Raw genomic sequence first — 23,389 nt, 5'->3', positions numbered from 1 at the left:
TGTGCTGTGCGTCAGTGTTCAGGGCGTGGGGTGCGGGGTGTCGCGCGAGCTGATCGGGCCGAATGCCCGCTCGAGCAGATCCTTCAACTGCGCCTTGTGGACCTCCGGGTAGCCGACCGCCGGCGCGGCGGCCGGGGGTCGTGCGACCGCGTGCAGCGTCTGACCACGCACCGTCAGCAGTGGATTGATGCGCGGCGCCAGGAATCCCAGATAGCCCTGATTTTCCGGCTCGTCCTGCACCCAGACGAACTCCTCCGCGTGTGGGTAGCGCCCCAGCAGTTCGGTCAGGCGCTCCTCGGGGAACGGGTAGCTCTGCTCCAGGCGCAGGATTGCGACATCCCAGTGCTGGCCCTCGGACTGGCTTGTAGCCAGGTCATAGTAGATGCGGCCACTGGTCAGCAGCACCCGCTTGACGGCCTTGGGGTCCTCAATGCGCGCATCGTCGATCACCGTCTGGTACTGCCCGTGCGCCAGCGCCTCGAGATCGGAGACCGCATCCTGGTGCCGCAGCAGGCTCTTCGGCGTCATCACGATGAGCGGCTTGCGATAGGGGCGCACCATCTGCCGACGCAGCAGATGGAAGATCTGCGCGGGCGTGGTCGGCACACAGACCTGCATGTTCTCCTGAGCCGCCAGTTGCAGGAAGCGCTCGGGCCGGGCCGAGGAATGCTCCGGGCCCTGACCCTCGTAACCATGCGGCAGCAGCAGCGTCAGCCCGCACAAACGGCCCCATTTCTGTTCGCCGGAGGAGATGAACTGGTCGATCACCACCTGCGCGCCGTTCACGAAGTCACCGAACTGCGCCTCCCAGACCACCAGGGCCTCCGGCGCGGCCGTTGCATAGCCGTACTCGAATGCGAGCACGCCTTCCTCGGACAGCAGCGAATCGATGACCAGGAAGCGCGGATGATCCGGGTCCAGCCGACGCAGCGGCACCAGCGCCTTCCCTGTCTCCTGGTCGTGCAACACCGCGTGGCGGTGGAAGAATGTGCCGCGCCCGGAGTCCTGGCCGGACAGGCGAATACGGTAGCCATCCTGGATCAGCGTGCCGTAGGCCAGCGTCTCGGCCGCGCCCCAGTCCAGCAGCTGATCGCCCGCGGCCATCGCCCGGCGGGCGTCGAGGATCTTCTGCACGCGCGGGTGGACCTGAAAGCCCTCCGGCGGTGTCGAGAGCTGGTCGAGCATACGCGACAGGCGCGCGCTCTCCACGCCCGTCTCCACGTCCTGATCCCAGGTCTGGTTCACATAGGGCGCCCAGTTGGTTGTGGTGCCATGCCCGTCGTCGTGCAGCGACAGGGCCACGGGCTCGCCGGCATCCAGGCGGGCGCGATAGGCCTCGACCGCCTCGTCCTGGGCCTTCTCTTCGGTCAGCCCGGCCTCGATCAGTGAGCGCGCGTATAGCTCGCGGGTGGTCGGCAGGTCGCGGATACGGCGGTACATGTGCGGCTGCGTGGCGGCCGGCTCGTCGGCCTCGTTGTGTCCTTGGCGGCGGTAGCAGACCAGGTCGATCACCACGTCCTTGCCGAAGCGCATGCGGTAATCCAGCGCGACCTGGGTGACAAACACCACAGCCTCGGGATCGTCGCCGTTCACGTGCAGGATCGGCGCGTTCACCATTTTGGCGACATCGGTCGCGTAATGCGTCGAGCGGGCGTCTTTCAGGGTCGATGTGGTAAACCCGACCTGGTTGTTCACCACCACGTGCACCGTGCCCTTGGTGGAAAACCCCCGGGTCTGGGACATGTTCAGGGTTTCCATGACCACGCCCTGGCCGGCGAACGCGGCATCGCCATGGATCACCACGGGCATCACCCGGTTGCCCTTCCGATCGGCTATGCGGACCTGGCGGGCGCGCACCGAGCCCTCGACGACGGGCGTCACGATCTCCAGATGCGAGGGGTTGAACGCCAGCGCCAGATGGACCGGACCGCCGGGCGTCTCGACATTCGAGGAGAAGCCCATGTGGTACTTGACGTCCCCGGTGCCACGATCGTCGCGCGGGCGGCCCTCGAACTCGCCGGCCAGATCCGCGGGGGCCTTGCCGAACAGGTTGACCAGCACGTTCAGGCGCCCGCGATGCGCCATGCCCAGCACGACCTCCTGCAGCCCGCGCGCACCGCCGCGCTGGACCAGGGCATTCAATAGCGGAATCAGGCTCTCCGCGCCTTCCAGGGAGAAGCGCTTCTGTCCGACATAGCGCCGGTGCAGATAGCGCTCCAGCCCCTCGGCCGCCGTCAGGCGCTCGAGGATGGCCAGCCGCGTCTCGTCGCCAAAGCCGAAGTGGCCATGGGCCGACTCCAGCCGCTCCTGCAGCCAGCGTTTTTCCTCGGTCGCCGCGATGTGCATGTATTCGGCACCGATGCTCGCGCAGTAGGTCTCGCGCAGCACCCGCTCGATCGTGTCCAGCGACACCGGGCCCTCGATGAACAGGGAACCGGGATCGAACAGGATCTCCGGGCCGACCCGGTCCAGCCCGTGATACCCCCGACTCAGCTCCACCGGCGGCTCGGGGGCCTCCCGCTCCAGCGGATCCAGACGCGCCCCGAAGTGGCCCAGGTAGCGATAGGAGTTGATGAACTGAAGCACCCGGATCTGCAACTGCTCATGGGCCAGATCCGGGCGATCGGTCGAACGACGCCGTTCCAGCCGCGGCGCACCCTCCAGCGAGCGGAAGTAGTCGGCCCAGGCCGGCGGCACCGACTCCGGGTCCTCGCGGTAGCGTTCCAGCAGGGTCTCGGCGAAAAGCAGGTTGTCCGGGTGCAGCTCCTGTCCGGAGACCGGCGTATCCAGCCGGTGCAGCGAGGGCATGTCATTCATTCGCGATGTTCCGATTGCGCGTGCGCGGTGTTGTTACTTGGGACCGTTCTCGGCTGCGAGGTTCCCCGCGCGGGGCCGATGAGGACTTTGCCCGAGAGTAGCGCGTTTGCGCGGCGGAAGGCACACGCCCCGCGTGCACAACGTGCGATTCCGGCCGGGTTTCCCTACCATTCGCGCATGGATGTCTCCCCCCTGCTCGATTCCCTGAACCCGGCCCAGCGCGAGGCCGTGGCGGCCCCGCCACAACCGCTGCTGGTGCTGGCCGGCGCCGGCTCCGGCAAGACCCGCGTGCTGGTGCACCGTATCGCCTGGCTGATCGGTGTGGAGGGCGTGGCCCCGCACAGCCTGCTGGCGGTTACCTTCACCAACAAGGCGGCGGCCGAGATGCGCGGGCGCATCGAGGCGCTGCTGGGGCACCCGGCGACCGGGCTGTGGGTCGGCACCTTCCACGGGCTGGCCCACCGTCTGCTGCGCCAGCACTGGCAGGACGCGCGGCTGCCGCAGGGCTTCCAGATCCTCGACTCCGACGACCAGCTGCGCATGGTCAAGCGTGTGCTGCGCGGCCTGGAGCTGGACGAGGCGCGCTGGCCGCCGAAACAGGCGCAGTGGTACATCAATGCGCGCAAGGACGAGGGCTCGCGCCCGGAACACCTGCCGGATACCGGCGACCCGGTCGCCCGCCAGTGGGTGCGCGTCTACACCACCTACCAGCAGGCCTGCGAGCGTGCCGGGGTGGTGGATTTCGCCGAACTGATGCTGCGCTCGCTGGAGTTGCTGCGCGACAACAAGGCGCTGCTGGAGCACTACCGCACGCGCTTTCGCCATGTGCTGGTCGACGAGTTCCAGGACACCAACGACATCCAGTACGCCTGGCTGCGCCTGCTGGCCGGCGACAGCCCCGTGTTTGCGGTCGGCGACGACGACCAGTCCATCTACGGCTGGCGCGGCGCGAAGATCGAGAACATCCAGCACTTCCAGCAGGACTACCCGGGCACCCAGGTCGTGCGCCTGGAGCAGAACTACCGCTCCAGCGCCAACATCCTGAACGCCGCCAACGCACTGATCCGCCACAACTCCGGGCGTCTCGGCAAGGAGCTTTGGACCGAGGACAAGGAAGGCGCCCCGGTGCGCCTGTACACCGCGCTGAACGAGCAGGAAGAGGCGCGCTTCATCGCCGAGACCATCGCCCGCCATGTGGACCAGGGCGGGCTGCATCGCGAGTGCGCGGTGCTGTATCGCTCCAACGCCCAGTCACGTGTACTGGAGGAGACCTTCATCGGTCGGCGTATGCCCTACCGGGTCTACGGCGGCCTGCGCTTCTTCGAGCGCCAGGAGATCCGCGACGCCCTGGCCTACCTGCGCCTGGCCGGCAACGGCGATGACGACGCCGCCTTCCTGCGCGTGGTCAATCAGCCGCCGCGCGGGATCGGCGAAAAGACCCTGGAGGGCCTGCGCGGGGCGGCCCAGGCGGCGGACACCAGCCTGCTGAAGGCGGCTGTCCATGCGGTCGACGCCGACGCGCTACCCGGCCGCGCGCGCAACGCGGTCGCCGGCTTCATCCAGCTGATCCACAGCCTGCAGCAGGAGCTGCCGCGCCAGCCGCTGGCCGATCAGGTGGAACAGGCGATCGAGCGCGCGCAGCTGCGCGAGCACTACAAGAAGGAGAAGGGCGAGCGCGGCGAGGCCCGCCTGGAGAACCTGGACGAACTGGTAGGCGCGGCGCGCGCCTTCGACATGGAGCCCACCGCCGAGAGCGAGGAAGGCGAAGGCAACCGCCTGACCGAGTTCCTCGCCCACGCCGCGCTGGAGGCCGGCGAGGGCGCAGCCGACCCGCACGAGGACGCGGTGCAGATGATGACCCTGCACTCCGCCAAGGGCCTCGAGTTCCCGCTGGTCTTCCTTACCGGCCTGGAAGAGGGCCTGTTCCCCAACTCGCGCTCGCTGGAGGAGCCGGGGCGACTGGAGGAGGAGCGCCGCCTGGCCTACGTCGGCATGACCCGCGCGGAGCAGGAGCTGTACCTGATCCACGCCGAGACCCGGCGCCTGTACGGGCGCGAGTCCTACAACGTTGCCTCGCGCTTTATCAACGAGATCCCGGAAGAGGCCCTGGAGGTGCTGCGCCCGCAGGCCTCGCCGTTTGGTGCGGGGCGCTTTGCCGCCAGCCGCCAGCGCACCGCGGGCTTTGGGTCGCTGGATACCTCAGATGCCGCGGCCCGCGACAATGGTCTGTCGATCGGAGCCCGCGTGCACCATGCGAAATTCGGCGAGGGCCTGATCACCCAGTTCGAGGGCTCGGGCAACTCGGCACGGGTGCAGGTGAACTTCGCCCACGCGGGTTCCAAATGGCTGGTACTCGGATTCGCCAAGCTCGAGGTCCTGGGCCAGCACTAAAAAGCCCCGCCGAGGCGGGGCTTGAGACTGCCTTCAGCGGCGCCGGTTACTCGATCTTGATGTAGGCGAATCCCTTCTCGTTCTGCAGCTCGGCGATACGTACCACGCCCGAGGGCACCATCTCGACGTTGTCGTACACCAGGTCTTCGTCGAGATTGATCTGACTACGGGTGATCTCGCACAGCTCCAGTTTCACTCCGTGAGAACTGACCAGGCTGGACAGGCGACCACGCAGCTCATCGCGCTGCTCCTGGAGCTCCTCATCAGCCTCGAAGGGCGAGCCGTCGAGGTCGTCATCGGTCAGGAAACGGATGCCGTGTGCGACGAACACGATGCGCACATCCACGTCCATGAACTCGTCCTGGTAGTGCGTCATCATATTGTTGATGCTGGTCAGCATCGCGGAGAAACGCCGGGGATCGGCGAAATCGGCGTGATATACCACCTTGGCCTCGGGCTCCATGGCCTCGGCACGGGGCGTGAACGCCAACGCGGCGAACAGCAGACCCGTCAGCATCAGGGCCATCGCAAAACCGGGCAGGCGTGCCATTCGAGCGGCGCGGGGGAGCGGAAACATCGTGGTTCTCCTTGTGGGGTTGTCGTGTCTTATACAGTAGACGCCACGACCCCGCGACGCCATCCAGAACCCCAGCGGCACAAGGTTGACGCGAACCGGGGCCAGCGGTATGCTCTGCCGCCTTTTCCAGAACCTAGCGCATCAACGCGAGGGAAGTACTTTGGCGAATATTGCTTCTGCCCGTAAACGGGCCCGTCAGGCGGTCAAAAATCGCGCTCACAACGTGGCGCTTCGCTCCCGTTTCCGTACGGCCATGAAGGCCGTACTGAAGCCGCTGCAGCAGGGCGATGCCCAGGCAGCCAGCGAGGCCTACAAGAAGGCCGTGCCGGTCATCGACGCGACCGTGAGCAAGGGGCTGATCCACCGGAACAAGGCGGCGCGCCACAAGAGCCGCCTGAACGCCCGCATCCGCGACCTGGCCCAGGGCTAAATGCCCCGGCCGTTCGGGGCCCAGCCCCGAACGGGATTGCCTGCCAAGCCGCGCCCGGACATGAGCCGGGCGCGGCTTTTTGCGTGGCTCGCTTCAGGAAAACATGGCAGCCGCGGCAGCTGGGCGCGAACCGCGAACTGGTTACTCGGAGAACACGCGGGCGCCACCCTCGCCACGCGGGTCGGAGGCTGCCTCCAGCCGCCCTTCCCCGCGCTCCCACAGGATCGCCTGCATGTCGCCGAAGGGGCGCACCTGAGGCACCAGGCGGTGGCCGCGCGACACCAGTTGCCCGCGCGTTTCCATATCGAATGCACTGGTCTCGTGTTCCACGCGATCCGGCAGGTACTGGTGGTGATAGCGCGGCTGCTCCACGATCGCCTCCGCATCCAGGCCCTCCACCACACCCAGGATGCCGTGCAGCACCATGGTGATGATACGGCTGCCGCCCGGGGTGCCCAGGATCGCCACGCGATCATCGGTCTCGACAAAGGTCGGGCTCATGCTCGACAAGGGCCGCCGATACGGGGCAATCGCATTCGCCTCAAAACCGATCAGCCCGTAGGCATTGGGCTCGCCCGGCTTGGCCGAGAAGTCGTCCATCTCGTTGTTCAGCAGTACCCCGGTGCCGGGCACCACATAGCCGGAGCCGAACGGGTAGTTCAACGTCAGCGTGGCGGCCACGCGGTTACCGTCGGCGTCGATCACGGAGAAATGGGTCGTCTCCGGGCTCTCGGTGGCCTGCGCCGGGTCCGGGACATCCGCCTGCGGGTCCACCGATAGCGGCAGGTAGCGGCTGGGCGTGGCCTCGTCCGGGTGGATGGTCGCGCGCAACCCTGCCGCGTAGTCGCGCGACAACAACCGCTCCAGCGGCATGTCGACATGGTCCGGATCGCCCAGGTACTCGGCACGATCACGGTAGGCGCGGCGCATCGCCTCGATGGTCAGATGCGCGCGCAGGTCCGGGGCCAGCTCTTCGAGGTCGTAGAACGAGAGGATGTTCAGGATTTGCCCCAGGGCGACGCCGCCCGAGGACGGCGGCGAGGCCGTGGTAATCCGTGCACCCCGATATTCGATGTGGATCGGGTCGCGCTCGACGGCCTCGTAGCCCTCAAGGTCTTCCAGCGTCCAGATGCCGCCGGCCTCGCGCACCCCTTCGACCAGGCGCCCGGCCAGGGCGCCGGTATAGAAACCGTCGCGACCCTCTTCGGCCAAGAGACGCAGGGTGTCGGCCAGATCCGGCTGCACCAGGCGCATGCCCGCGTCGGGGACGCCGCCGTTGTCGAGGAAAATCTGCGCCGCATCGGCGCCATCCCGCAGCGCCTGGTGGCGGAAGCTAGCCATCTGGTTGTAACGGCTGCCCACCTCGACCCCGTCCTCGGCCAGGCGGATGGCCGGCTCCAGCGCATCGCCAAGCGGGAGGCTGCCGTAGTGGCGGGACAGGTGGTCGATCCCGGCGGGCATGCCGGGGATCCCGGCGGCGAGGACCCCGTCGAGCGAAAGACCCTCGACCACCTCGCCATCGTCGTCCAGGTACATGTCGCGATGCGCCTCGCCCGGAGCGGTCTCGCGGGCGTCCAGCATCACGCTGCGATCATTCGCCGCGTCGTAGAGCAGAAAGAACCCACCGCCGCCGAGGCCGGAACCATAGGGCTCGGCCACGCCCAGGGCCGCTGTTACAGCGACGGCGGCATCGAACGCGTTGCCCCCGGCGGCGAGGATACGCTCGCCCGCCGCAGTGGCCTCCGGGTGGGCGGAGGCCACTGCCCCCTGGCCGGGCCCCTCGGCCTGAACGGGTGCCGCCAGCAGGGTGGCAGCCAGGGCGGCGGGGAGCAGGCGCGCGAGCATCGTTACGCGCCCATCAGCTTCTCGTACTTCGCCTGTAGCTGCTCGCGTGTTTCCTTGCGGTCAGGGTCCAGCGGGATGCAATCGACCGGGCAGACATCCTGGCACTGCGGTTCGTCGTAATGCCCGACGCACTCGGTGCAGCGCTCCGGGTCGATCTCGTAGATCTCGTCACCGGGATAGATGGCCTCGTTCGGGCACTCGGGCTCGCAGACATCGCAGTTGATGCATTCGTCGGTGATCATCAGAGCCATGGGGTTGTCCTCGTATCCAGTCGCAGGGCCCGGCTAGCGGGTCTCGCCGTTTTGTTCGGCCAGCATGCGCGCCACGCCGGGGCTCACGAATTTTGAGACGTCACCGCCCAAACGGGCGATTTCCCGTACCAGACTGGAGGAGACAAAGCTGTATTCCTCCGCCGGCGTCAGGAACAGCGTTTCGACCTCGGGGGCCAGCTGACGGTTCATGGCCGCCAGCTGAAATTCGTGCTCGAAATCGGATACCGCGCGCAGGCCGCGCAGGATCACGTTGGCCCCCTGGGCATGAACGAACTTGGCCAGCAGCACGTTGAAGCCCTGAACCTCGACCCCGTCGATCCCCTTCACTGCCTCTTCGGCCAGCGCGACGCGCGTCTCCAGGGGAAAGGCTGGCCCCTTGTTCGGGTTGGCGGCCACCGCGATCACCACACGATCGAACAGACGCGCGGCTCGGCGCACGATATCCGTGTGCCCGTGGGTGATTGGGTCGAAGGTGCCGGGGTAGATCGCAGTGACTTGGGACATGCCAACAGCCAGCAGGGAACAAGGCCCGTATTAGACCGCAAGGGGTGGGGGCAAACCAAACACCCCCACCCGGGCATGTTCGGAAATCGCCGGGCCAGGCTTTACACTGCCCCGTCTCGTCCACCGCCGCCAAGGGCTACCGATGACCGATGACTACCGTCCGCCGCTCGCCGATTACTGGGACCAGCTCGAGGCCCGCTACGGGGGCGGGTTCAACTTCCACCAGATCTCGCGCGAGGAACTGGCGCAACTGGTCGAGCACCTGCGCCACGCCGTGAAGGAAGACCCGCAAGTCACGGACGTCGAGAAACAGAACCTCGGGCTGGTCCTCAAGCACGCCGAACAGACCCTGGAGAAGCGCAAGGCCTGACGGGCCGCCCGCTACTCCTGCGGCGCGCGTGCTTCCAGCGCCGCGGGGCAGGGCGGAAGGGCGCGACACTGATCGCCGTCGTCAGGCGCCCCGGCCGCCGCCCCCAGGGTAGGCGCATAGCTCCCGGGACCGGCCAGTTCACCCGCGCAACTGGCAGCCTCGCGGGCCTGCTCGCCGCACTGGCGGGCAATCAGCACATGGGCCAGGTTGTTCCAGCCCTCGTGCCGTTGCGGGTCCCGTTCGATCAACTGGCGCAGCGTGTCCTCCGCCGTTAGCAGGTCGCCCTGGGCGAAGGCCACATTCGCCCGCCCGACATAGCCGATCGGGTGTTCCGGCCAGCGCTCCATCGCGGTCTGATATCCCGTGGCGGCCGGGCCCAGACGCCCCACCTGCTCCAGTTCGTTCACGGCACGCAGCCAGCGCAGCGGCTCGGCCGTGGCCGGCAGCTGATCCGGCTCGGTCACCAGGAAGGCCCAGCGATCGCCGCGCGCCCAGGTGCGCTCGAAGCGGGCGAACGAATTCACGTGGCGCTCGATAGGCCCGCTGCGCAGATACACCTCGCGCTCCTCCAGGTCGTAACCCATCACCACGGCAAAGTGCCATTCGGGGAACATCGCGACCCCGAGGTTCTGGAACACCACCACCGGGTTACCCTCGGCCACCTCGCGCAGGATGGACTCCAGCTGCGGCTCGACGCGGTAGGCGACCAGGTCACGGGCACGCGCGGCGGCACGCATCTCGGCCTGCAGACTGCCCTCGCGACCCGGGATGTAGACCTCGTCGATCAGTTCTTCCAGCGAGGTGTCGATCCCGCGCGCGCCCAGTACGGTGGCCAGCGCCGCCGGACCACACTGGTAATCCTCCTGCGGGAAGAACGGGGTGTCTTCCAGCTCCACGCGGGTCGGGATGTCTTCCGGGGCCTGACTGGAGAGCTGCGCACTCTGTGGCGCCGTGGCGCAGCCACTGAGCCAGAGCACGGCCACCAGGCCGCAAACGAGTGCGGCGAGCCCGGGGGCTCGCCGCCAGTAAACAGGTGCCATAAGAGACCTAGCGTTCGCGGGCAGGGCCAACGAACGAGAAGATGTCGGTCACGCCGACCGCGTCCAGAATCACGAGCACGACGAACACGATGGCAACCACGCCGACCACGCCGGCGGCACCGGCCGGATCGGTTTCCATGCGGGCCTCGAGGTGGGCCAGCTCTTCAGGGGTCAGGCGGGCGACGCGCTCCTGGGCCCGGTCGGGGTCCACGCCCATCTCGACCAGCTTCTCGCGAACGGCCTGATCATCCAGCTGTTTGAGCAGCTGAGCGCGGGTGTCATCCGCGCTGGCCTGCTGGATCATGGAGCCGGTGTCCAGCATTCCCGCACCGGCAAAGGCCGGGGTCGCGGGCAGCAGGGCCAGCGCCATTGCGATCAGGAAAGCGGCCGGGGCGGACAACCAACGACGATGCGGTGCGTGGGACATGGTCGAACTCCTTTTTCGATTGAACAGGGCCGGCAATCCGCCGGGGTGACACCACTTAAGTGTACCCGCCGGCACCTGCTCGCCAAGCCCCGGGCTGCTCATTTTTTCGCGCCCGGTCACGCTATCAAGCCCCGGTCAGGGAAACGCGGACCACGAAACGCGAGCTGGCTCAACTCTCTTCGGGCGGATCGACCTTTTCGATCTCGTACTCGAGCACTTCGACCGAACGCGCCCAGGCCCCGCCGCAGACGCTGTCGTCACGCGTGCGCTCACGCATGTCGCCCGGCGCAATCGTGCCGAAGCGACGCACCGTGGTGCGTACGTCATCGTCGAGCTCGCCGGGGCAGGTGTAGGCCGTCTTGGTCACGGTTACATCGACGTAGTCATCGCTCTCGTTCACGACGCGCCACTCACCGCGGACGTTGTCGCAGCCATGATCGCGCAGCCGGTATTCGACCTTGATGTCGTCGGGCGAACCGTCGGCCGCCAGCCAGTAAGCACCTTGGGCCGACACCGTGCCCGGGGCGGCGAAAGCCCCCATCAAGGCGACGGCCGCAAAGCCCGCCAGCGTCCGGTTCAGGGTTTGGCTCTTCATGATCTCCTCCACAGTCTCTGGACTTCGGCTGGCCCTCTTGCGTGGCCTTTATCACAGATTAGACGCCCGGCTTGCACTGGCTACTCCGTTTCCGGGTAGCACACGGGGTTTTTCCGCCCACAGGCGCCTTGTACATTGCTCATCATGCCGCCTTCGCCTGAAACGCAGATGAATGAAGTCGTCCTGGAGTCGACCCTGACCTGCCCCGAATGCGGGCACGAGAAAGGGGAAACCATGCCTACCGATGCCTGCCAGTGGTTCTACGAGTGCACCGGCTGCGGTGCCCTGCTGAGGCCGTTGCCGGGCGATTGCTGCGTCTTCTGTTCCTACGGAACCGTGCCCTGCCCACCCATCCAGCAAGAAGGCCCCGGCGGCTGCTGCGGGCCGAACAAAGCACCCGAGCAGCAGGCAGGCGACACTAGTCGGTGTTGACCTCGTACGGCGGGCAGCGCTTGGGCAAGAGCTCGCCGCGGATGCGCGGGTAGCAGGGCAGGCCGCGCTCGAACGGCGGGGCGTCCTCGCCCTGGATCAGCGGGCGCAGGTAGTCGCGTGCGTCCTGAGTAATGCCGTAGCCATCCGGGGTGATGTAGTTGCGCGGCATGCCCTGCTCGATATCGGCGACGGTCTCCAGCGGGGTAAAGCCGATGCTCCAGCGATAGGGCTTGCTGGAGTCACGCCGGATGATCGGCATGAAGGCATCCTCGCCGGCGACCACCCCCTCCACCGCCGCGCGGCCACAGGCATAGGCCTGCTCCACGTCCACCTTCGACGCGATATGGCGCGCGGCACGCTGGATGTAGTCCACCACCGCCCAGTGCAGCTTGTGCCCGGTCTTTTCGCGGATCAGCTCGGCAAGGCGCGGGGCGGCACCGCCGAGCTGGGTGTAGGCATAGACATCGTGGCTCTGCGCGACCGAGAACAAGCCACCGTCGGGATTCTTCAGCCCCTCGGAAACGACCACCACGCAATACCCGTGACGTTCGATGGTGCGGTTCAGATGATCCAGGAAGTCGTCCTGATCGAACGGGACCTCGGCGAACAGGATCAGCATCGGCGGCTGGCCGTCGAACTCCTGCGCCAGCGCCGCCGCAGCCGCCAGCCAGCCAGCATGGCGCCCCATCACCTCCATCACGAACACCTTGGTGGAACTGGTGTGCATGGACTCGACGTCCAGGCTGGCCTCGCGCACCACGGTGGCGATGAACTTGGCGGCGGAACCAAAGCCCGGGCTGGAGTCGGTCACGGCAAGGTCGTTGTCGATCGTCTTGGGCACGCCAATCGCCTTGATCGGAAAGCCCATGCGCTCGCCCATCTTCGCGATCTTCAAGGCGGTATCCATGGAGCCGCCACCGCCGTTGTAGAAGAAGGTGCCGATGTCATGGGCGCGGAAGACTTCGACCAGGCGCTCGTATTGTTGCGGGTCCTTGTCGGGGTCACCCAGATCGAAGCGGCAGGAACCGAACGCACCGCCCGGCGTATGGCGCAGGGCGGCCAGGGTCAGCGGGTCCTCGTGGTCGAGGTCGATGATCTCTTCGCGCAGGACGCCCAGGATGCCGTCGCGCGCCGCATAGATCTTGCCGAAATGGGCCGGGTGGGCGCGGACCGCCTCGATTACCCCCCAGGCGCTGGCGTTAATGACAGCGGTGACCCCGCCCGACTGGGCGTACAGCGCGTTCTGGGGCATGCGAATCCTCCATGTTTTTGTTGGACCCCGAAGGCCGAGCAAGCACAGTGCCAGGCCGGTCACGCCACGATCAGTGCTGCGGATCGGCCCCTCCGGGTGCTTTTGCTACACTATGCCGCCTTTGACACCCGGCGCGCCGGGGCCGTTCGCCCCGCGACGGGGCTGCTGTGCCCCATTTCGCGCCGTGTCGCCCGATTCACAACAGCATCAGGATTGCATCATGCATATCGGCACCACTCTGACCAACTGCATCATCGAAACCCAGCGCGGCATCCAGGGCGCAACCGGCGAATTCACCGGTCTGCTGAACGACATCTCCGTGGCGTGCAAGAAGATCTCCGACCTCGTCGACAAGGGTGATCTGGTCGGCGTGCTCGGCTCCGCCGGCTCCGAGAACGTGCAGGGCGAGACGCAGAAGAAGCTCGACATCATCACCAACGAGGTGTTCATCGAGAGCCTGAGCCACAACGGCCACGCCGCCGGCCTGGCCTCCGAGGAGATGGACGAGATCTGCGAGATGCCGGCCAACGAGCCGCGCGGCCACTACCTGGTCCTGTTCGATCCGCTGGACGGCTCCTCGAACATCGACGTGAACGTCTCCGTCGGCACGATCTTCTCCATCCTGAAGGCCCCGGAAGGCGTCACCGATCCCAAGACCGAGGACTTCCTGCAGCCGGGCACCAAGCAGGTCGCCGCCGGCTACTGCCTGTACGGCCCGTCCACCATGATGGTGATGACCACCGGCCAGGGCGTGAAGATGTTCACCCTGGACAAGGACTTCGGCGAGTTCCTGCTGACCAAGGACAGCGTGCAGATCCCGGAAGACACCCAGGAGTTCGCGATCAACATGTCCAACAGCCGCTTCTGGGAGGCCCCGGTCAAGCGCTACATCGACGAATGCCTGGCCGGCAAGGAAGGCGAGCGCGGCAAGGACTTCAACATGCGTTGGGTAGCCTCCATGGTCGCCGAGGTGCACCGCATCCTGTGCCGCGGCGGGGTGTTCATGTACCCGATGGATACGAAGATGCAGGCCAAGGGCACGACCGGCAAGCTGCGCCTGATGTACGAGGCCAACCCGATGAGCTTCATCGTCGAACAGGCCGGCGGTGCCGCCACCACCGGGCGCGAGCGCATCATGGACATCAGCCCCGAGGGCATCCACCAGCGCGTGCCGGTGGTCCTGGGCGCGAAGAACGAAGTGGAGCGCATCACCGGCTACCACAACGAGGGCTGATCCCTACGCCCTTTGCAGTCAGTTAGACGCTGGCGCGAGCGCGGACGCGCGATCAAGTCAGCGCCTTCCAAGAGGCCCGGCCCCGCAAGGCGCCGGGCTTTCTTGTGCCCGGAAGCCATTGGTTGTAACGGACGTTACGTTACTGCTATACCTGTAACATGGATTTTCCGGATACCGACTGGCAACTGCTCATCCTCGCCTTTCAGAGTGGGCAGAACTCGACCCGGGTTCGGCTCTGGCGCGCGCTGAAGGCGCTGGGCGCCGCTACGCTGCGCGACGGGGTCTACTTGCTGCCCAATCGCTCGGATCTGCGCGACGCTCTGCTGGAACTGGCGGAATCCGCCCGGGCGGCGGGCAACCAGGCCTACCACCTGCCGGTGGCGGCCAGCGCCGAGGAGCAGGCGCATTACCGCAGCCTGTTCGACCGCGAGGCCGAGTACCGCACGCTGCAGACCAGCGCCGAAACCCTCCTGGGCCAGCTGCCTGGGCTGGGCGAGGCCGAACTGCTCAAGCGCCTGCGCCAGGTCCATCGCGAGGCGGAGCAGCTGCGCCACACGGACTACTTCCCGGGCCCCGGACGCGGGCCACTGGAGGCCCAGCTGGCCCGGCTCGAATCCGCGGCCCAGTCGATGCTTTCGCCGGACGAACCTTCACCCGCACCGGATTCCGGAATCCCCCGGCTGGACTTGGCGGACTACCGGGGCCGGCTGTGGGCCACGCGCGCGGCCATGTGGGTGGACCGGGTCGCCAGTGCCTGGCTGATCCGCGAATTCATCGACCCGGAAGCCCGCTTCGTCTGGATTCCCACCCCGGCCGACTGCCCGACCGAGGCCCTGGGCTTCGACTTCGACGGGGCCGCCTTCACCCACGTCGGCGACCGCGTCACGTTCGAGGTACTGCTGGCCGCCTTCGGCCTGGAGCGCGACAGCGGTCTGGCCGGGCTCGCCGAGATGGTGCATTTCCTGGATGTCGGGGGCCGCCCCATCCCCGAGGCGGCGGGCTTCGAAAGCATCCTGACCGGGGCCAAACAGCAGTGCACGGACGACGATGCCCTGCTGGCCCGGGTAACACCGGTGCTGCACGACCTCCGCCAGGCCTTTGAGCAACAATCCGGACGCGACCCCAGATGACCGATCCCCGACACTCCTCGACACAACGACCCGACCCGCCCACTCGGGCCGAGGCCTTTCGCTACTGGCTGAAGCTCGGCTTCATCAGTTTTGGCGGTGCCGCCGGGCAGATCGGGATGATGCACGAGGAACTGGTGGAGCGCCGACGCTGGGTCTCCGAGAACCGCTTTCTGCATGCGCTGAACTACACGATGGTGCTGCCGGGGCCCGAGGCGCAGCAGCTGGCGACCTATCTCGGCTGGCTGCTGCACGGCACCTTCGGCGGCCTGATGGCCGGGCTGCTGTTTATCCTGCCTTCGCTGTTCCTGATGATCGGTTTGTCCTGGGTGTACCTGGCCTTTGGCGATGTACCGGCGGTGGAGGCCGTGTTCTATGGCATCAAGCCGGCGGTGGTCGCGATCATCGTCTACGCGGGCTGGCGCATCGGCGGACGGGTACTCAACAATGGCCTGCTGTGGTTGATGGCGATCGCGGCCTTCCTGGCCATCTTCGCGCTCAATATCCCGTTTCCGTACATCATCATTGCCGCCGGCATCCTCGGCTGGCTGGGCAGCCGTGTGTGGCCGGAGCGCTTTCGTGGCGGCGAATCCCACGGTGAGGGCGCCCACGAGGCCCGCGGCCCGGCGGTGGTGGACGACGACACGCCGCCCGCCCCCTGGATGCAGTTTCGCTGGCTGCGGGTCGTCCGATTTCTGGTGGTGGGTCTGGGCCTGTGGGCCGCCGTATTCGGCGCGTTGCTCGCGGTGTTCGGCTGGGACGCCACGCTGACCCGAATGGGGCAGTTCTTTACCCAGACCGCGCTGGTCACCTTCGGCGGGGCGTATGCGGTACTGCCCTATGTCTATCAGGGCGGGGTGGAGACCTATGGCTGGCTGAGCCCGACGCAGATGATCGACGGGATCGCGCTGGGCGAGGGCACGCCCGGGCCGCTCATCATGGTGGTCACCTTTGTTGGCTTCATCGGTGGCTGGACGCAGGCCTTTCTCGGGCCGGATCAAGTCGTTCTGGCCGCCCTGCTGGGTGCGCTGGTCGCGACCTTCTTTACCTTCCTGCCGTCGTTCCTGTTCATCCTGGTCGGCGCACCGCTGGTCGAGCGCACCCGCGGGGACCTGCACTTTACCGGGCCGCTGACGGGCATCACCGCTGCGGTGGTCGGGGTGATCGTCAATCTCGCGGTCTTCTTTACCTGGCACGTCTTGTGGCCGGACGGATTCGAGGGGGCCTTCGAATGGTTCTCCGCGCTGCTGGGCATCGCTGCCTTTATCGCCCTTGCCCGCTTTCGGGTCGGGATCATCCCGCTGATCGCTGTCTGTGCCGCCCTCGGTGCGGGGTATCAGCTTCTGCTCTAGGAGTACCTGACATGCTGAAACAAGGACGAAAAGGGGGCCTGTCGGTCCTGGCCCTGGCGGCATTCGCGCTGGGTCCGGCTCTTGCGGCCAGCGAGACCCCGATCCTGCCAGAACCCGAGGCCGTCTCGGATCATGCCCATGCCTGGATCGGGCCGTACGGCGGGCCGGACACCGAGAACCAGGGGTTTCGTATGAACCTCGGCTACGTGGTCGGCGAAGATGCTGTGGCCGTGATCGATTCCGGCCATACCCCGGAGATGGCCAAAGAGATGCTGGAGCATATCCGCGCCACGACGGACAAGCCGGTGCGCTACATGATCAACACCAACTCACAGCCGCACCGCTTCATGGGCAATGACGTCTTCCGCGAGGCGGGAGCCGACATCCTGGCCGCTCCCGAGGCCATCGACCGCATGCAGGGCAGCGCCTCGATGTTCGCCATGCAGCTCGAGAACGCGCTCGATCGACCGGAAGGCTCCGCCGAACATCCCGAACCACCGAACGTGATGGTCGAAGATCGCGAGGAACTGGACCTGGGCGGTGTCACGCTGACGGTTCGTCATGTGGGCAGCGCACACACCCACGGCAGCCTGATCGCGGTGGTCGAGCCCGACAACGTCGTGTTTGCCGGCGACGTTCTCTACGGCGGCCGTCTGCTGGCCATCCTGCCCGACGGCAGCATGGAGGGCTGGCTGGAGGCCTACGAACTCCTGCAGGATGAGTACGCAGATGCGAAATTCATCCCGGGCCACGGGAAACCGGGCGCACTGTCGACCTTCGACCACGCAACCCACGATTACCTGCGCGCGCTGTGGGACCACATGTTTGAGGCGGCGGACATGGGCACCGACATGCAATCGGCCATCCGCTCCTTCGATGCTTCGCCCTGGCAGGACCTGGCCGATTTCGACGACCTGGCGCCACGCAACGCGAATCTGGCCTACCAAGAGGCCGAAAGCGCCTTGTTCTAGAAAAGCGTGGAAGTCGACTCGCCCCGGGGTGTTTGTGAATCCCGGGGCGAGCCGCAGTCGAATCAGACGACGCGGCCTTCGGGCTGCGCGTCCGGATCCCGGTGCAGGGTGGTCAGGTTGGCCACGGTGGTGTCGGCGATGTTGGTAAGCGCCTCGTGGGTCAGGAATGCCTGGTGGCCGGTGACCAGCACATCGTCGCGCTGCATCAGCCGCGCCAGACGCCGGTCCGGCAGACCGGCCAGCGACCAGTCGTGGAAGAACAGCCCCGCCTCGGCCTCGTAGACGTCCAGCGCAAATCCGCCCAGCTGACCCGAGTCCAGCGCGACCTCGGCGGCATTGGTATCCACCAGCGCCCCGCGCGCGGTATTGATCAGAAAGGCCCCGCGCGGCATCCGCGCCAGGGTGTCGGCATTGATCATGTGCCGGTTCTCCGGCGTCATCGGACAGCTCAGGCTCAGCACCCAGGACTCGGCCAGCAGCGTATCCAGGTCCCGATACTCCACCCCCGCCGCCTGCAGTTCCGCATTCGGGTAGGGGTCGTGCGCGAGGACGCGGCAGCCAAAGCCGAGCATGATCCGCGCGAAGGCCTGGCCGATGCGTCCAGTGCCGACCACCCCCACGGTGCGCCCGACGAGATCGAAGCCTGTCAGGTGGTCAAGGCGAAAATCGCCGCGCCGAGTCCGGTCCCAGGCCCGGTGCACCTGACGGTTCAGGGTCATCAGCAGGGCGACCGCATGCTCCGCGATCGCGTTCGGCGAGTAGGCCGGCACCCGCCCCACGCGCACCCCGCGCTCGCGGGCCCGCGCGACATCCAGGTTGTCGTAGCCGGAGCAGCGCAGCGCCACCACATGGACACCCTGGTCCGCCAGCCCGTCGATCACCCGCCGGTGCAGGTCGTCGTTGGTGAACACGCAGACCGCATCCGCGCCCCGCGCCAGGTGCACCGTCTCCGCAGTCAGGCGCTCGGCGTACACCACCGGCACCATTCCGGCGGACACCAGAGCGGGTACCAGGGACTCGCGATCATGCTGCTGGATACTAAAGACGGCGACCTTCATCGGTTCTCCCGGGTGTTGTCTGGATTCCGTCCCAGCATAACCGGGAAGGGGCCCCTTCGGGATGGATCACGATCCAGGGTTGGCGCACTATAATTTCAGCCACGGTCGCCCATCGAACGAAGGTCGATGCAGGTTGCGGCGAGCGTTCGAGGATGACCCATGCACGTGATCGCACCACAAGTCGTGGATACGCTGATCCGCCTGCTGGCCGGCGACGGCTACGAGGTGGTGGGTCCGACGCGGCGCGACGGGGCGATCGTCTACGATCGCGTGCACGGTCTCGACGACCTGCCGGCGGGCTGGACCGACGAGCACGCCCCCGGCCACTACCGCCTGCGCGCGCGTGACGACGCGGCCCTGTTCGGCTACGTGGTCGGGCCGCACTCCTGGAAGAAGCACCTGTTCCCGCCCGAGGAGACCCTGTTCCGGCTGACCCGTCAGCCGGACGGCAGCTTCGTGACCGAGCCGGGCGAGCCGGCACCGCCCCGGCGCGCGTTCATCGGCATGCGTGCCTGCGAGCTGGCGGCGATCGGCGTGCAGGACCGGGTGTTCCTCGGCCAGGTGGTGCAGGATCGCGGCTATGCGGCGCGGCGTCGGGACGTGTTCATGGTCGCGGCCCACTGCGCCGAGCCCGGCGGCACCTGCTTCTGCGCCTCGATGGACACCGGGCCGCGCGCGCGGGAGGGCTTCGACCTGGCCCTGACCGAGGTGATCGACGGCGCCACGCACTTCCTGGTCGTCGAGGCCGGGAGCGAGGCGGGACGCGCGATGTTCGAGCGGCTGGAACCGCGCCCCGCCAGCGCTGCCGAACAGGCGGCGGCCGAACGCGTCTGGGCCGAGGCCCCAGACAAGATGGGCCGGCAGATGCCGGGCGACGCGCGCGAGGTGCTGAACCGGGCCTTCGAGCACCCGCGCTGGGAGGAGACGGCCGAGCGCTGCCTGTCCTGCTCCAACTGTACGCTGGTCTGCCCCACCTGCTTCTGCTCGCAGGTCGAGGAGGTGCCCGATCTGGAGGGCCAGCGCACCGAGCGCGTGCGGCGCTGGGATTCCTGTTTCAACCAGGAGCACTCGCACCTGGTCGGCGGGCCGCACCGCGACTCGGTGGCCGCGCGCTACCGCCAGTGGATCACCCACAAGCTGGCCACCTGGCACGACCAGTTCGGCACTTCCGGCTGCGTCGGCTGCGGACGCTGCATCACCTGGTGCCCGGTGGGGATCGACATCACCGAGGAGGTGACCGCGGTGCGCCGTGATGCGGGGGACTCGCCATGAAGGAACTGCTGGCCATCCTCGAAGACCAGCCGTTCTTCGAGGACTTCGACCCGAAGCATCTGCGCCTGCTGGCGGCCTGCGCCGCGAAGCTCAGCTACCCGGCGGACACGCGGCTGATGCGCGACCACGAGCCGACGGAGACCTTCTGGCTGATCCGCGAGGGCCAGGTCGCGCTGGAGAGCCCGCTGCGCGAAGGCTGCGTGACCTTTCAGACCCTGGGGCCCGGGGACATCCTCGGCTGGTCGTGGCTGCTGCCGCCGTATCGTGCCAGTTACGACGCCCGCGCCCTGACCGAGCTGCATACCCTGCGCTTTGATGCCGGCGTGCTGCGCGAACACATGGAGGCCGATCCGGCCTTCGGCTACATGCTGATGAAACACTTCTCCGCGCTGATCGTGCAGCGGCTGCAGGCCGCGCGATTGCAGGCGCTGGACATCTACAGCCACGGAGGGCCCGGGCATGGCACCTGAGACCCTGCAGCCCCGCACCGACAGCGCCCTGCCGGAACAGGCGATGGCGCCGCAGCCCTGGCGCATCCGTTCGGTGCGGCCGGATGTCGCCAGCAACGAGGTGTTCAGCTGGACGCTGTACCCCGAACCGGGGGTGGAGCCGGGGCCGCTGCCGACCCCCGGGCAGTTCAACATGCTCTACCTGTTCGGCGTGGGCGAGGTGCCGATCTCGGTGTCCGCGATCACCGCGGACGGCGGCATCGTGCACACCACCCGCGCGGTGGGCAGCGTGACCCGCACGATGCAGGATCTGGGGCCTGGCGCGGTGGTCGGCCTGCGCGGCCCGTTCGGTACCGCGTGGCCGGTGGAGCAGGCCCGAGGCCGCGACCTGGTGCTGGTGGCCGGCGGCATCGGTCTGGCCCCGCTACGCCCGGTGATCCATGCGGCGCTGGAACGGCGCGACGACTTCGGCCATATGGTGATCTGCTACGGCGCCCGCTCGCCCGGGGACATGATCTTTCGTGACGAGCTGGAGGCCTGGGGCGCGCGCGACGATCTCGACCTGCGCATTACCGTAGACCGCGGCACCGCCGCATGGCGCGGCGATGTTGGCGTGGTCACCCAGCTCGTTGATCGCGGCGGCTTCGACCGCCGCAACACGCTGGCGATGACCTGCGGCCCGGAGGTGATGATGCGCTTCGCCGCCGCCGCGCTGGAGCGCCGCGGGCTGAAGCCGGGAGACATCTTTGTCTCCATGGAGCGCAACATGCGCTGTGCGGTGGGCTTTTGCGGGCACTGCCAGATCGGGTCGCAGTTCGTCTGCCGCGACGGACCCGTGTTTCCCTACCCGGTGATGGAGCCGGCCTTCCGGATACGCGAGCTATGAGACGGGAACAGCCTACCCTCGCGGTGTTCAAGTTCGCCTCCTGCGATGGCTGCCAACTCTCGCTGCTCGACTGCGAGGACGAGCTGCTGGCGGTGACCGACCGGATTCAGCTCGCACACTTTCCCGAGGCCACGCGCACTCGCATCGACGGGCCCTGGGACCTGACGCTGGTGGAGGGCTCGATCACCACGCCGGAGGCGGCCAAGGAGATCCGCGAGATCCGCCGAGCCTCGAAGTTCCTGGTGACCATCGGCGCCTGCGCCACCACCGGCGGCATCCAGGCCCTGCGCAATTTCGCGGACGTCGAGGAATTTACCCGCCAGGTCTACGCCCACCCGGAATACATCGAGACCCTGGCCACCTCGGATGCGATCAGCCAGCACGTGCCGGTGGACTTCGAACTGCGCGGCTGCCCGATCGACAAGTACCAGCTGCTGGAGGTCATCAGCGCGTTCCTCTACGGCCGTCGCCCGCAGGTCTCCAGCGCCAGCGTCTGCGAGGAGTGCAAGCGGGCGGGGCAGGTCTGCGTGATGGTCGCCCACGGCACGCCGTGCCTCGGCCCGGTCACCCACGCCGGTTGCGGCGCGCTGTGCCCCGGCTGTCACCGCGGCTGCTACGGCTGCTTCGGCCCCAAGGAGACGCCCAACGCGCCCGGCCTGTCCGGGCAGCTGGAGCAGCTCGGCATGGACCGCGCCACCCGCGTGCGCTTCTACCGCACCTTCAATGCCGGCGCCGACGCCTTCCGCGAGGAGAGCGAGCGCGAAGAATCAGGAAACGGACCATGAGCGAGACCCGCACCATCGAAGTCGACTACCTCGCCCGCGTGGAGGGCGAGGGCGCGATGTACGTGCGCACCGAGGGCGACCGCGTGGAGGAGGTGAAGCTGTCGATCTTCGAGGCCCCGCGCTTCTTCGAGGGCTTCCTGCGCGGGCGCGACTTCCGCGAGGCCCCAGACATCACCGCGCGCATCTGCGGCATCTGCCCGATCGCCTACCAGCTGGGCGCCTCGCTGGCGATGGAGGACGTCTGCGGCGTGACCGTGGACGGCGTGCTGCAGGACCTGCGCCGGCTGGCCTACTGCGGCGAATGGATCGAGAGCCACGCCCTGCACGTGTTCATGCTCCACCTGCCGGACTTCCTCGGCTATCCCGACGCGGTCACCGCCGCGAAGGACCACCCGGACATGGTGCGCAACGGCCTGCGCATCAAGAAGACCGGCAACGCCATCCTGCGCCTGCTGGGCGGGCGCGAGATCCACCCGGTCAACCTGCGCGTCGGCGGCTTCTATCGCACGCCAACGCCCGCCGAGGTCGCCGGGCTGCGCGAGGAGCTGGCCTGGGGCCTGGAGGCTGCCTGCGAGGTGGCCGAATTCCTCGCCACCCTCGACTACCCGAACCTGGAGCGCGACTACGAGTTCGTGTCGCTGGTGCACCCGGACGAATACCCGATCACCCATGGCCGCCTCGGCTCCGGCAGCGGTCTGGACGCCGCCATCCGCGACTACGACAACGTCTTCACCGAGGAACACGTCGCCCACTCCAACGCCCTGCACAGCCACCGCTCCGACAGCGGCGAACCGGTGTTCATGGGTCCGCTGGCGCGCTTCGCGCTGAACCGCGAGCGCCTCACCCCGCGCGCCGCCGAACTGGCCGAACGCGCCGGGCTGGGCGCGGCCTGCCGCAACCCGTTCCGCAGCATCCAGGTGCGCATGATCGAGATCTTGCTCGCCTTCGAGGAGGCCCTGCGCCTGGTCGACGGCTACCGGGGCGCACCGGCCGAACCCGCGCGGCCGGTCACCCCGCGTGCCGGCACCGGTTTCGGCGCCACCGAGGCCCCGCGCGGCATCTGCTACCACCGCTACAGCATCGACGACACAGGCATCATCACCGACGCCAAGATCGTCCCGCCCACCTCGGTCAACCAGCCCACCATCGAGGCCGACCTGCGCGAACTGGTGCAGACCCACCTCCACCTGCCGGACGACGAACTGCGCCACCACTGCGAGGTCGCCATCCGCAACTACGACCCCTGCATCTCCTGCGCCACCCACTTCCTCGACCTCACCGTCGAGCGCCAGTGAGCGCAGGC

At 67.6% G+C, this 23,389-nt stretch carries 23 protein-coding genes; 13 read left to right on the top strand and 10 right to left on the bottom strand.

What is annotated here, in order from left to right; genetic code table 11:
- Positions 1 to 18 precede the first annotated feature (18 nt).
- On the bottom strand, positions 19 to 2,817 hold the full coding sequence (locus tag F466_RS0102710; protein ID WP_018139837.1) for a 2-oxoglutarate dehydrogenase E1 component: 2,799 nt from the start codon (positions 2,815 to 2,817) through the stop codon (positions 19 to 21).
- Positions 2,818 to 2,994: 177 nt separating this feature from the next.
- Here F466_RS0102710 and uvrD point away from each other — a divergent pair, with 177 nt between their 5' ends.
- On the top strand, positions 2,995 to 5,208 hold the full coding sequence (gene uvrD, locus F466_RS0102705; RefSeq protein ID WP_018139836.1) for a DNA helicase II: 2,214 nt from the start codon (positions 2,995 to 2,997) through the stop codon (positions 5,206 to 5,208).
- Between the two features lie 46 nt (positions 5,209 to 5,254).
- Here the strand turns inward: uvrD and F466_RS0102700 are convergent, their stop codons facing one another.
- Complete coding sequence (locus F466_RS0102700; RefSeq protein ID WP_038048854.1) at positions 5,255 to 5,785, bottom strand: DsrE family protein; 531 nt, start codon at positions 5,783 to 5,785, stop codon at positions 5,255 to 5,257.
- Between the two features lie 160 nt (positions 5,786 to 5,945).
- On the opposite strand from F466_RS0102700, the gene rpsT reads away from it, so the two are divergent.
- Positions 5,946 to 6,215: a 30S ribosomal protein S20 gene (gene rpsT / locus F466_RS0102695; RefSeq protein ID WP_018863226.1), complete on the top strand. Its 270-nt coding sequence runs from the start codon at positions 5,946 to 5,948 to the stop codon at positions 6,213 to 6,215.
- Between the two features lie 141 nt (positions 6,216 to 6,356).
- Here rpsT and ggt read toward each other — a convergent pair whose 3' ends face one another.
- The 3 genes from ggt to coaD are packed head-to-tail and all read right to left on the bottom strand — an operon-like array spanning position 6,357 to position 8,836.
- Positions 6,357 to 8,060, bottom strand: a complete 1,704-nt coding sequence (ggt, locus tag F466_RS0102690; RefSeq protein ID WP_018993395.1) for a gamma-glutamyltransferase — start codon at positions 8,058 to 8,060, stop codon at positions 6,357 to 6,359.
- A 2-nt stretch (positions 8,061 to 8,062) separates the two neighbouring features.
- Positions 8,063 to 8,311 (bottom strand): YfhL family 4Fe-4S dicluster ferredoxin, encoded by a 249-nt coding sequence (locus tag F466_RS0102685; RefSeq protein ID WP_012981508.1) that lies wholly within the window; start codon positions 8,309 to 8,311, stop codon positions 8,063 to 8,065.
- Between the two features lie 33 nt (positions 8,312 to 8,344).
- On the bottom strand, positions 8,345 to 8,836 hold the full coding sequence (coaD, locus tag F466_RS0102680) for a pantetheine-phosphate adenylyltransferase (protein ID WP_018139832.1): 492 nt from the start codon (positions 8,834 to 8,836) through the stop codon (positions 8,345 to 8,347).
- Positions 8,837 to 8,978: 142 nt separating this feature from the next.
- On the opposite strand from coaD, the gene F466_RS0102675 reads away from it, so the two are divergent.
- A complete protein-coding gene (locus F466_RS0102675) occupies positions 8,979 to 9,206 on the top strand; it encodes a hypothetical protein (RefSeq protein ID WP_018139831.1) in 228 nt (75 codons plus the stop codon).
- An 11-nt stretch (positions 9,207 to 9,217) separates the two neighbouring features.
- Here the strand turns inward: F466_RS0102675 and F466_RS0102670 are convergent, their stop codons facing one another.
- From F466_RS0102670 to F466_RS0102660, 3 genes are all read right to left on the bottom strand, one after another.
- Complete coding sequence (locus F466_RS0102670; protein ID WP_038082515.1) at positions 9,218 to 10,246, bottom strand: PA2778 family cysteine peptidase; 1,029 nt, start codon at positions 10,244 to 10,246, stop codon at positions 9,218 to 9,220.
- A 7-nt stretch (positions 10,247 to 10,253) separates the two neighbouring features.
- On the bottom strand, positions 10,254 to 10,673 hold the full coding sequence (locus F466_RS0102665; RefSeq protein ID WP_018139829.1) for a PA2779 family protein: 420 nt from the start codon (positions 10,671 to 10,673) through the stop codon (positions 10,254 to 10,256).
- 169 nt (positions 10,674 to 10,842) lie between these two features.
- Positions 10,843 to 11,280 carry a hypothetical protein gene (locus tag F466_RS0102660; protein WP_018139828.1) on the bottom strand — a complete coding sequence of 146 codons (438 nt, stop codon included), beginning with the start codon at positions 11,278 to 11,280 and terminating at the stop codon, positions 10,843 to 10,845.
- 156 nt (positions 11,281 to 11,436) lie between these two features.
- Between F466_RS0102660 and F466_RS13275 the strand changes: the two genes are divergently transcribed.
- Positions 11,437 to 11,700, top strand: coding sequence for a GDCCVxC domain-containing (seleno)protein (locus F466_RS13275; RefSeq protein ID WP_083918079.1), 264 nt, complete (start codon positions 11,437 to 11,439; stop codon positions 11,698 to 11,700).
- On the opposite strand, the gene F466_RS0102655 is transcribed toward F466_RS13275, so the two are convergent.
- Positions 11,687 to 12,952 carry a 6-phosphofructokinase gene (locus F466_RS0102655; RefSeq protein WP_018139827.1) on the bottom strand — a complete coding sequence of 422 codons (1,266 nt, stop codon included), beginning with the start codon at positions 12,950 to 12,952 and terminating at the stop codon, positions 11,687 to 11,689. The genes F466_RS13275 and F466_RS0102655 overlap by 14 nt on opposite strands.
- Positions 12,953 to 13,172: 220 nt before the next feature.
- On the opposite strand from F466_RS0102655, the gene F466_RS0102650 reads away from it, so the two are divergent.
- From F466_RS0102650 to F466_RS0102635, 4 genes are all read left to right on the top strand, one after another.
- Complete coding sequence (locus F466_RS0102650) at positions 13,173 to 14,186, top strand: class 1 fructose-bisphosphatase (RefSeq protein WP_018139826.1); 1,014 nt, start codon at positions 13,173 to 13,175, stop codon at positions 14,184 to 14,186.
- Positions 14,187 to 14,344: 158 nt separating this feature from the next.
- Entirely contained in the window at positions 14,345 to 15,316 is a 972-nt protein-coding gene (locus F466_RS0102645) for a chromate resistance protein ChrB domain-containing protein (protein ID WP_018993393.1), read from the top strand.
- Complete coding sequence (gene chrA / locus F466_RS0102640) at positions 15,313 to 16,665, top strand: chromate efflux transporter (RefSeq protein ID WP_018175120.1); 1,353 nt, start codon at positions 15,313 to 15,315, stop codon at positions 16,663 to 16,665. The genes F466_RS0102645 and chrA overlap by 4 nt, the downstream gene beginning before the upstream one ends.
- Positions 16,666 to 16,676: 11 nt before the next feature.
- The gene (locus F466_RS0102635; RefSeq protein ID WP_018175119.1) at positions 16,677 to 17,636 is read left to right on the top strand and encodes an MBL fold metallo-hydrolase; all 960 of its coding nucleotides are present in this window, start codon (positions 16,677 to 16,679) and stop codon (positions 17,634 to 17,636) included.
- Positions 17,637 to 17,698: 62 nt separating this feature from the next.
- On the opposite strand, the gene F466_RS0102630 is transcribed toward F466_RS0102635, so the two are convergent.
- The gene (locus F466_RS0102630; RefSeq protein ID WP_018139822.1) at positions 17,699 to 18,694 is read right to left on the bottom strand and encodes a 2-hydroxyacid dehydrogenase; all 996 of its coding nucleotides are present in this window, start codon (positions 18,692 to 18,694) and stop codon (positions 17,699 to 17,701) included.
- A 159-nt stretch (positions 18,695 to 18,853) separates the two neighbouring features.
- Here F466_RS0102630 and F466_RS0102625 point away from each other — a divergent pair, with 159 nt between their 5' ends.
- Genes F466_RS0102625 through F466_RS0102605 form a run of 5 tightly spaced genes read left to right on the top strand, consistent with a single transcriptional unit; the run spans position 18,854 to position 23,381 of the window.
- Positions 18,854 to 19,966 carry a sulfite reductase subunit A gene (locus F466_RS0102625; protein WP_018649166.1) on the top strand — a complete coding sequence of 371 codons (1,113 nt, stop codon included), beginning with the start codon at positions 18,854 to 18,856 and terminating at the stop codon, positions 19,964 to 19,966.
- Positions 19,963 to 20,436: a cyclic nucleotide-binding domain-containing protein gene (locus F466_RS0102620; RefSeq protein WP_018993392.1), complete on the top strand. Its 474-nt coding sequence runs from the start codon at positions 19,963 to 19,965 to the stop codon at positions 20,434 to 20,436. The genes F466_RS0102625 and F466_RS0102620 overlap by 4 nt, the downstream gene beginning before the upstream one ends.
- Positions 20,426 to 21,301, top strand: coding sequence for an FAD/NAD(P)-binding protein (locus F466_RS0102615; protein ID WP_018993391.1), 876 nt, complete (start codon positions 20,426 to 20,428; stop codon positions 21,299 to 21,301). The genes F466_RS0102620 and F466_RS0102615 overlap by 11 nt, the downstream gene beginning before the upstream one ends.
- The gene (locus F466_RS0102610) at positions 21,298 to 22,086 is read left to right on the top strand and encodes an oxidoreductase (RefSeq protein WP_018993390.1); all 789 of its coding nucleotides are present in this window, start codon (positions 21,298 to 21,300) and stop codon (positions 22,084 to 22,086) included. Before F466_RS0102615 ends, F466_RS0102610 begins: the two co-directional genes overlap by 4 nt.
- Entirely contained in the window at positions 22,083 to 23,381 is a 1,299-nt protein-coding gene (locus F466_RS0102605; protein WP_018993389.1) for a Ni/Fe hydrogenase subunit alpha, read from the top strand. The genes F466_RS0102610 and F466_RS0102605 overlap by 4 nt, the downstream gene beginning before the upstream one ends.
- Positions 23,382 to 23,389 lie beyond the last annotated feature (8 nt).

It is taken from the genome of Thioalkalivibrio sp. ALgr1, from assembly GCF_000378285.1.
Lineage (GTDB): Bacteria > Pseudomonadota > Gammaproteobacteria > Ectothiorhodospirales > Ectothiorhodospiraceae > Thioalkalivibrio.
The sequence above is the reverse complement of the archived record's forward strand: the minus strand, read 5'-3'. Positions and strand labels throughout refer to the sequence as shown.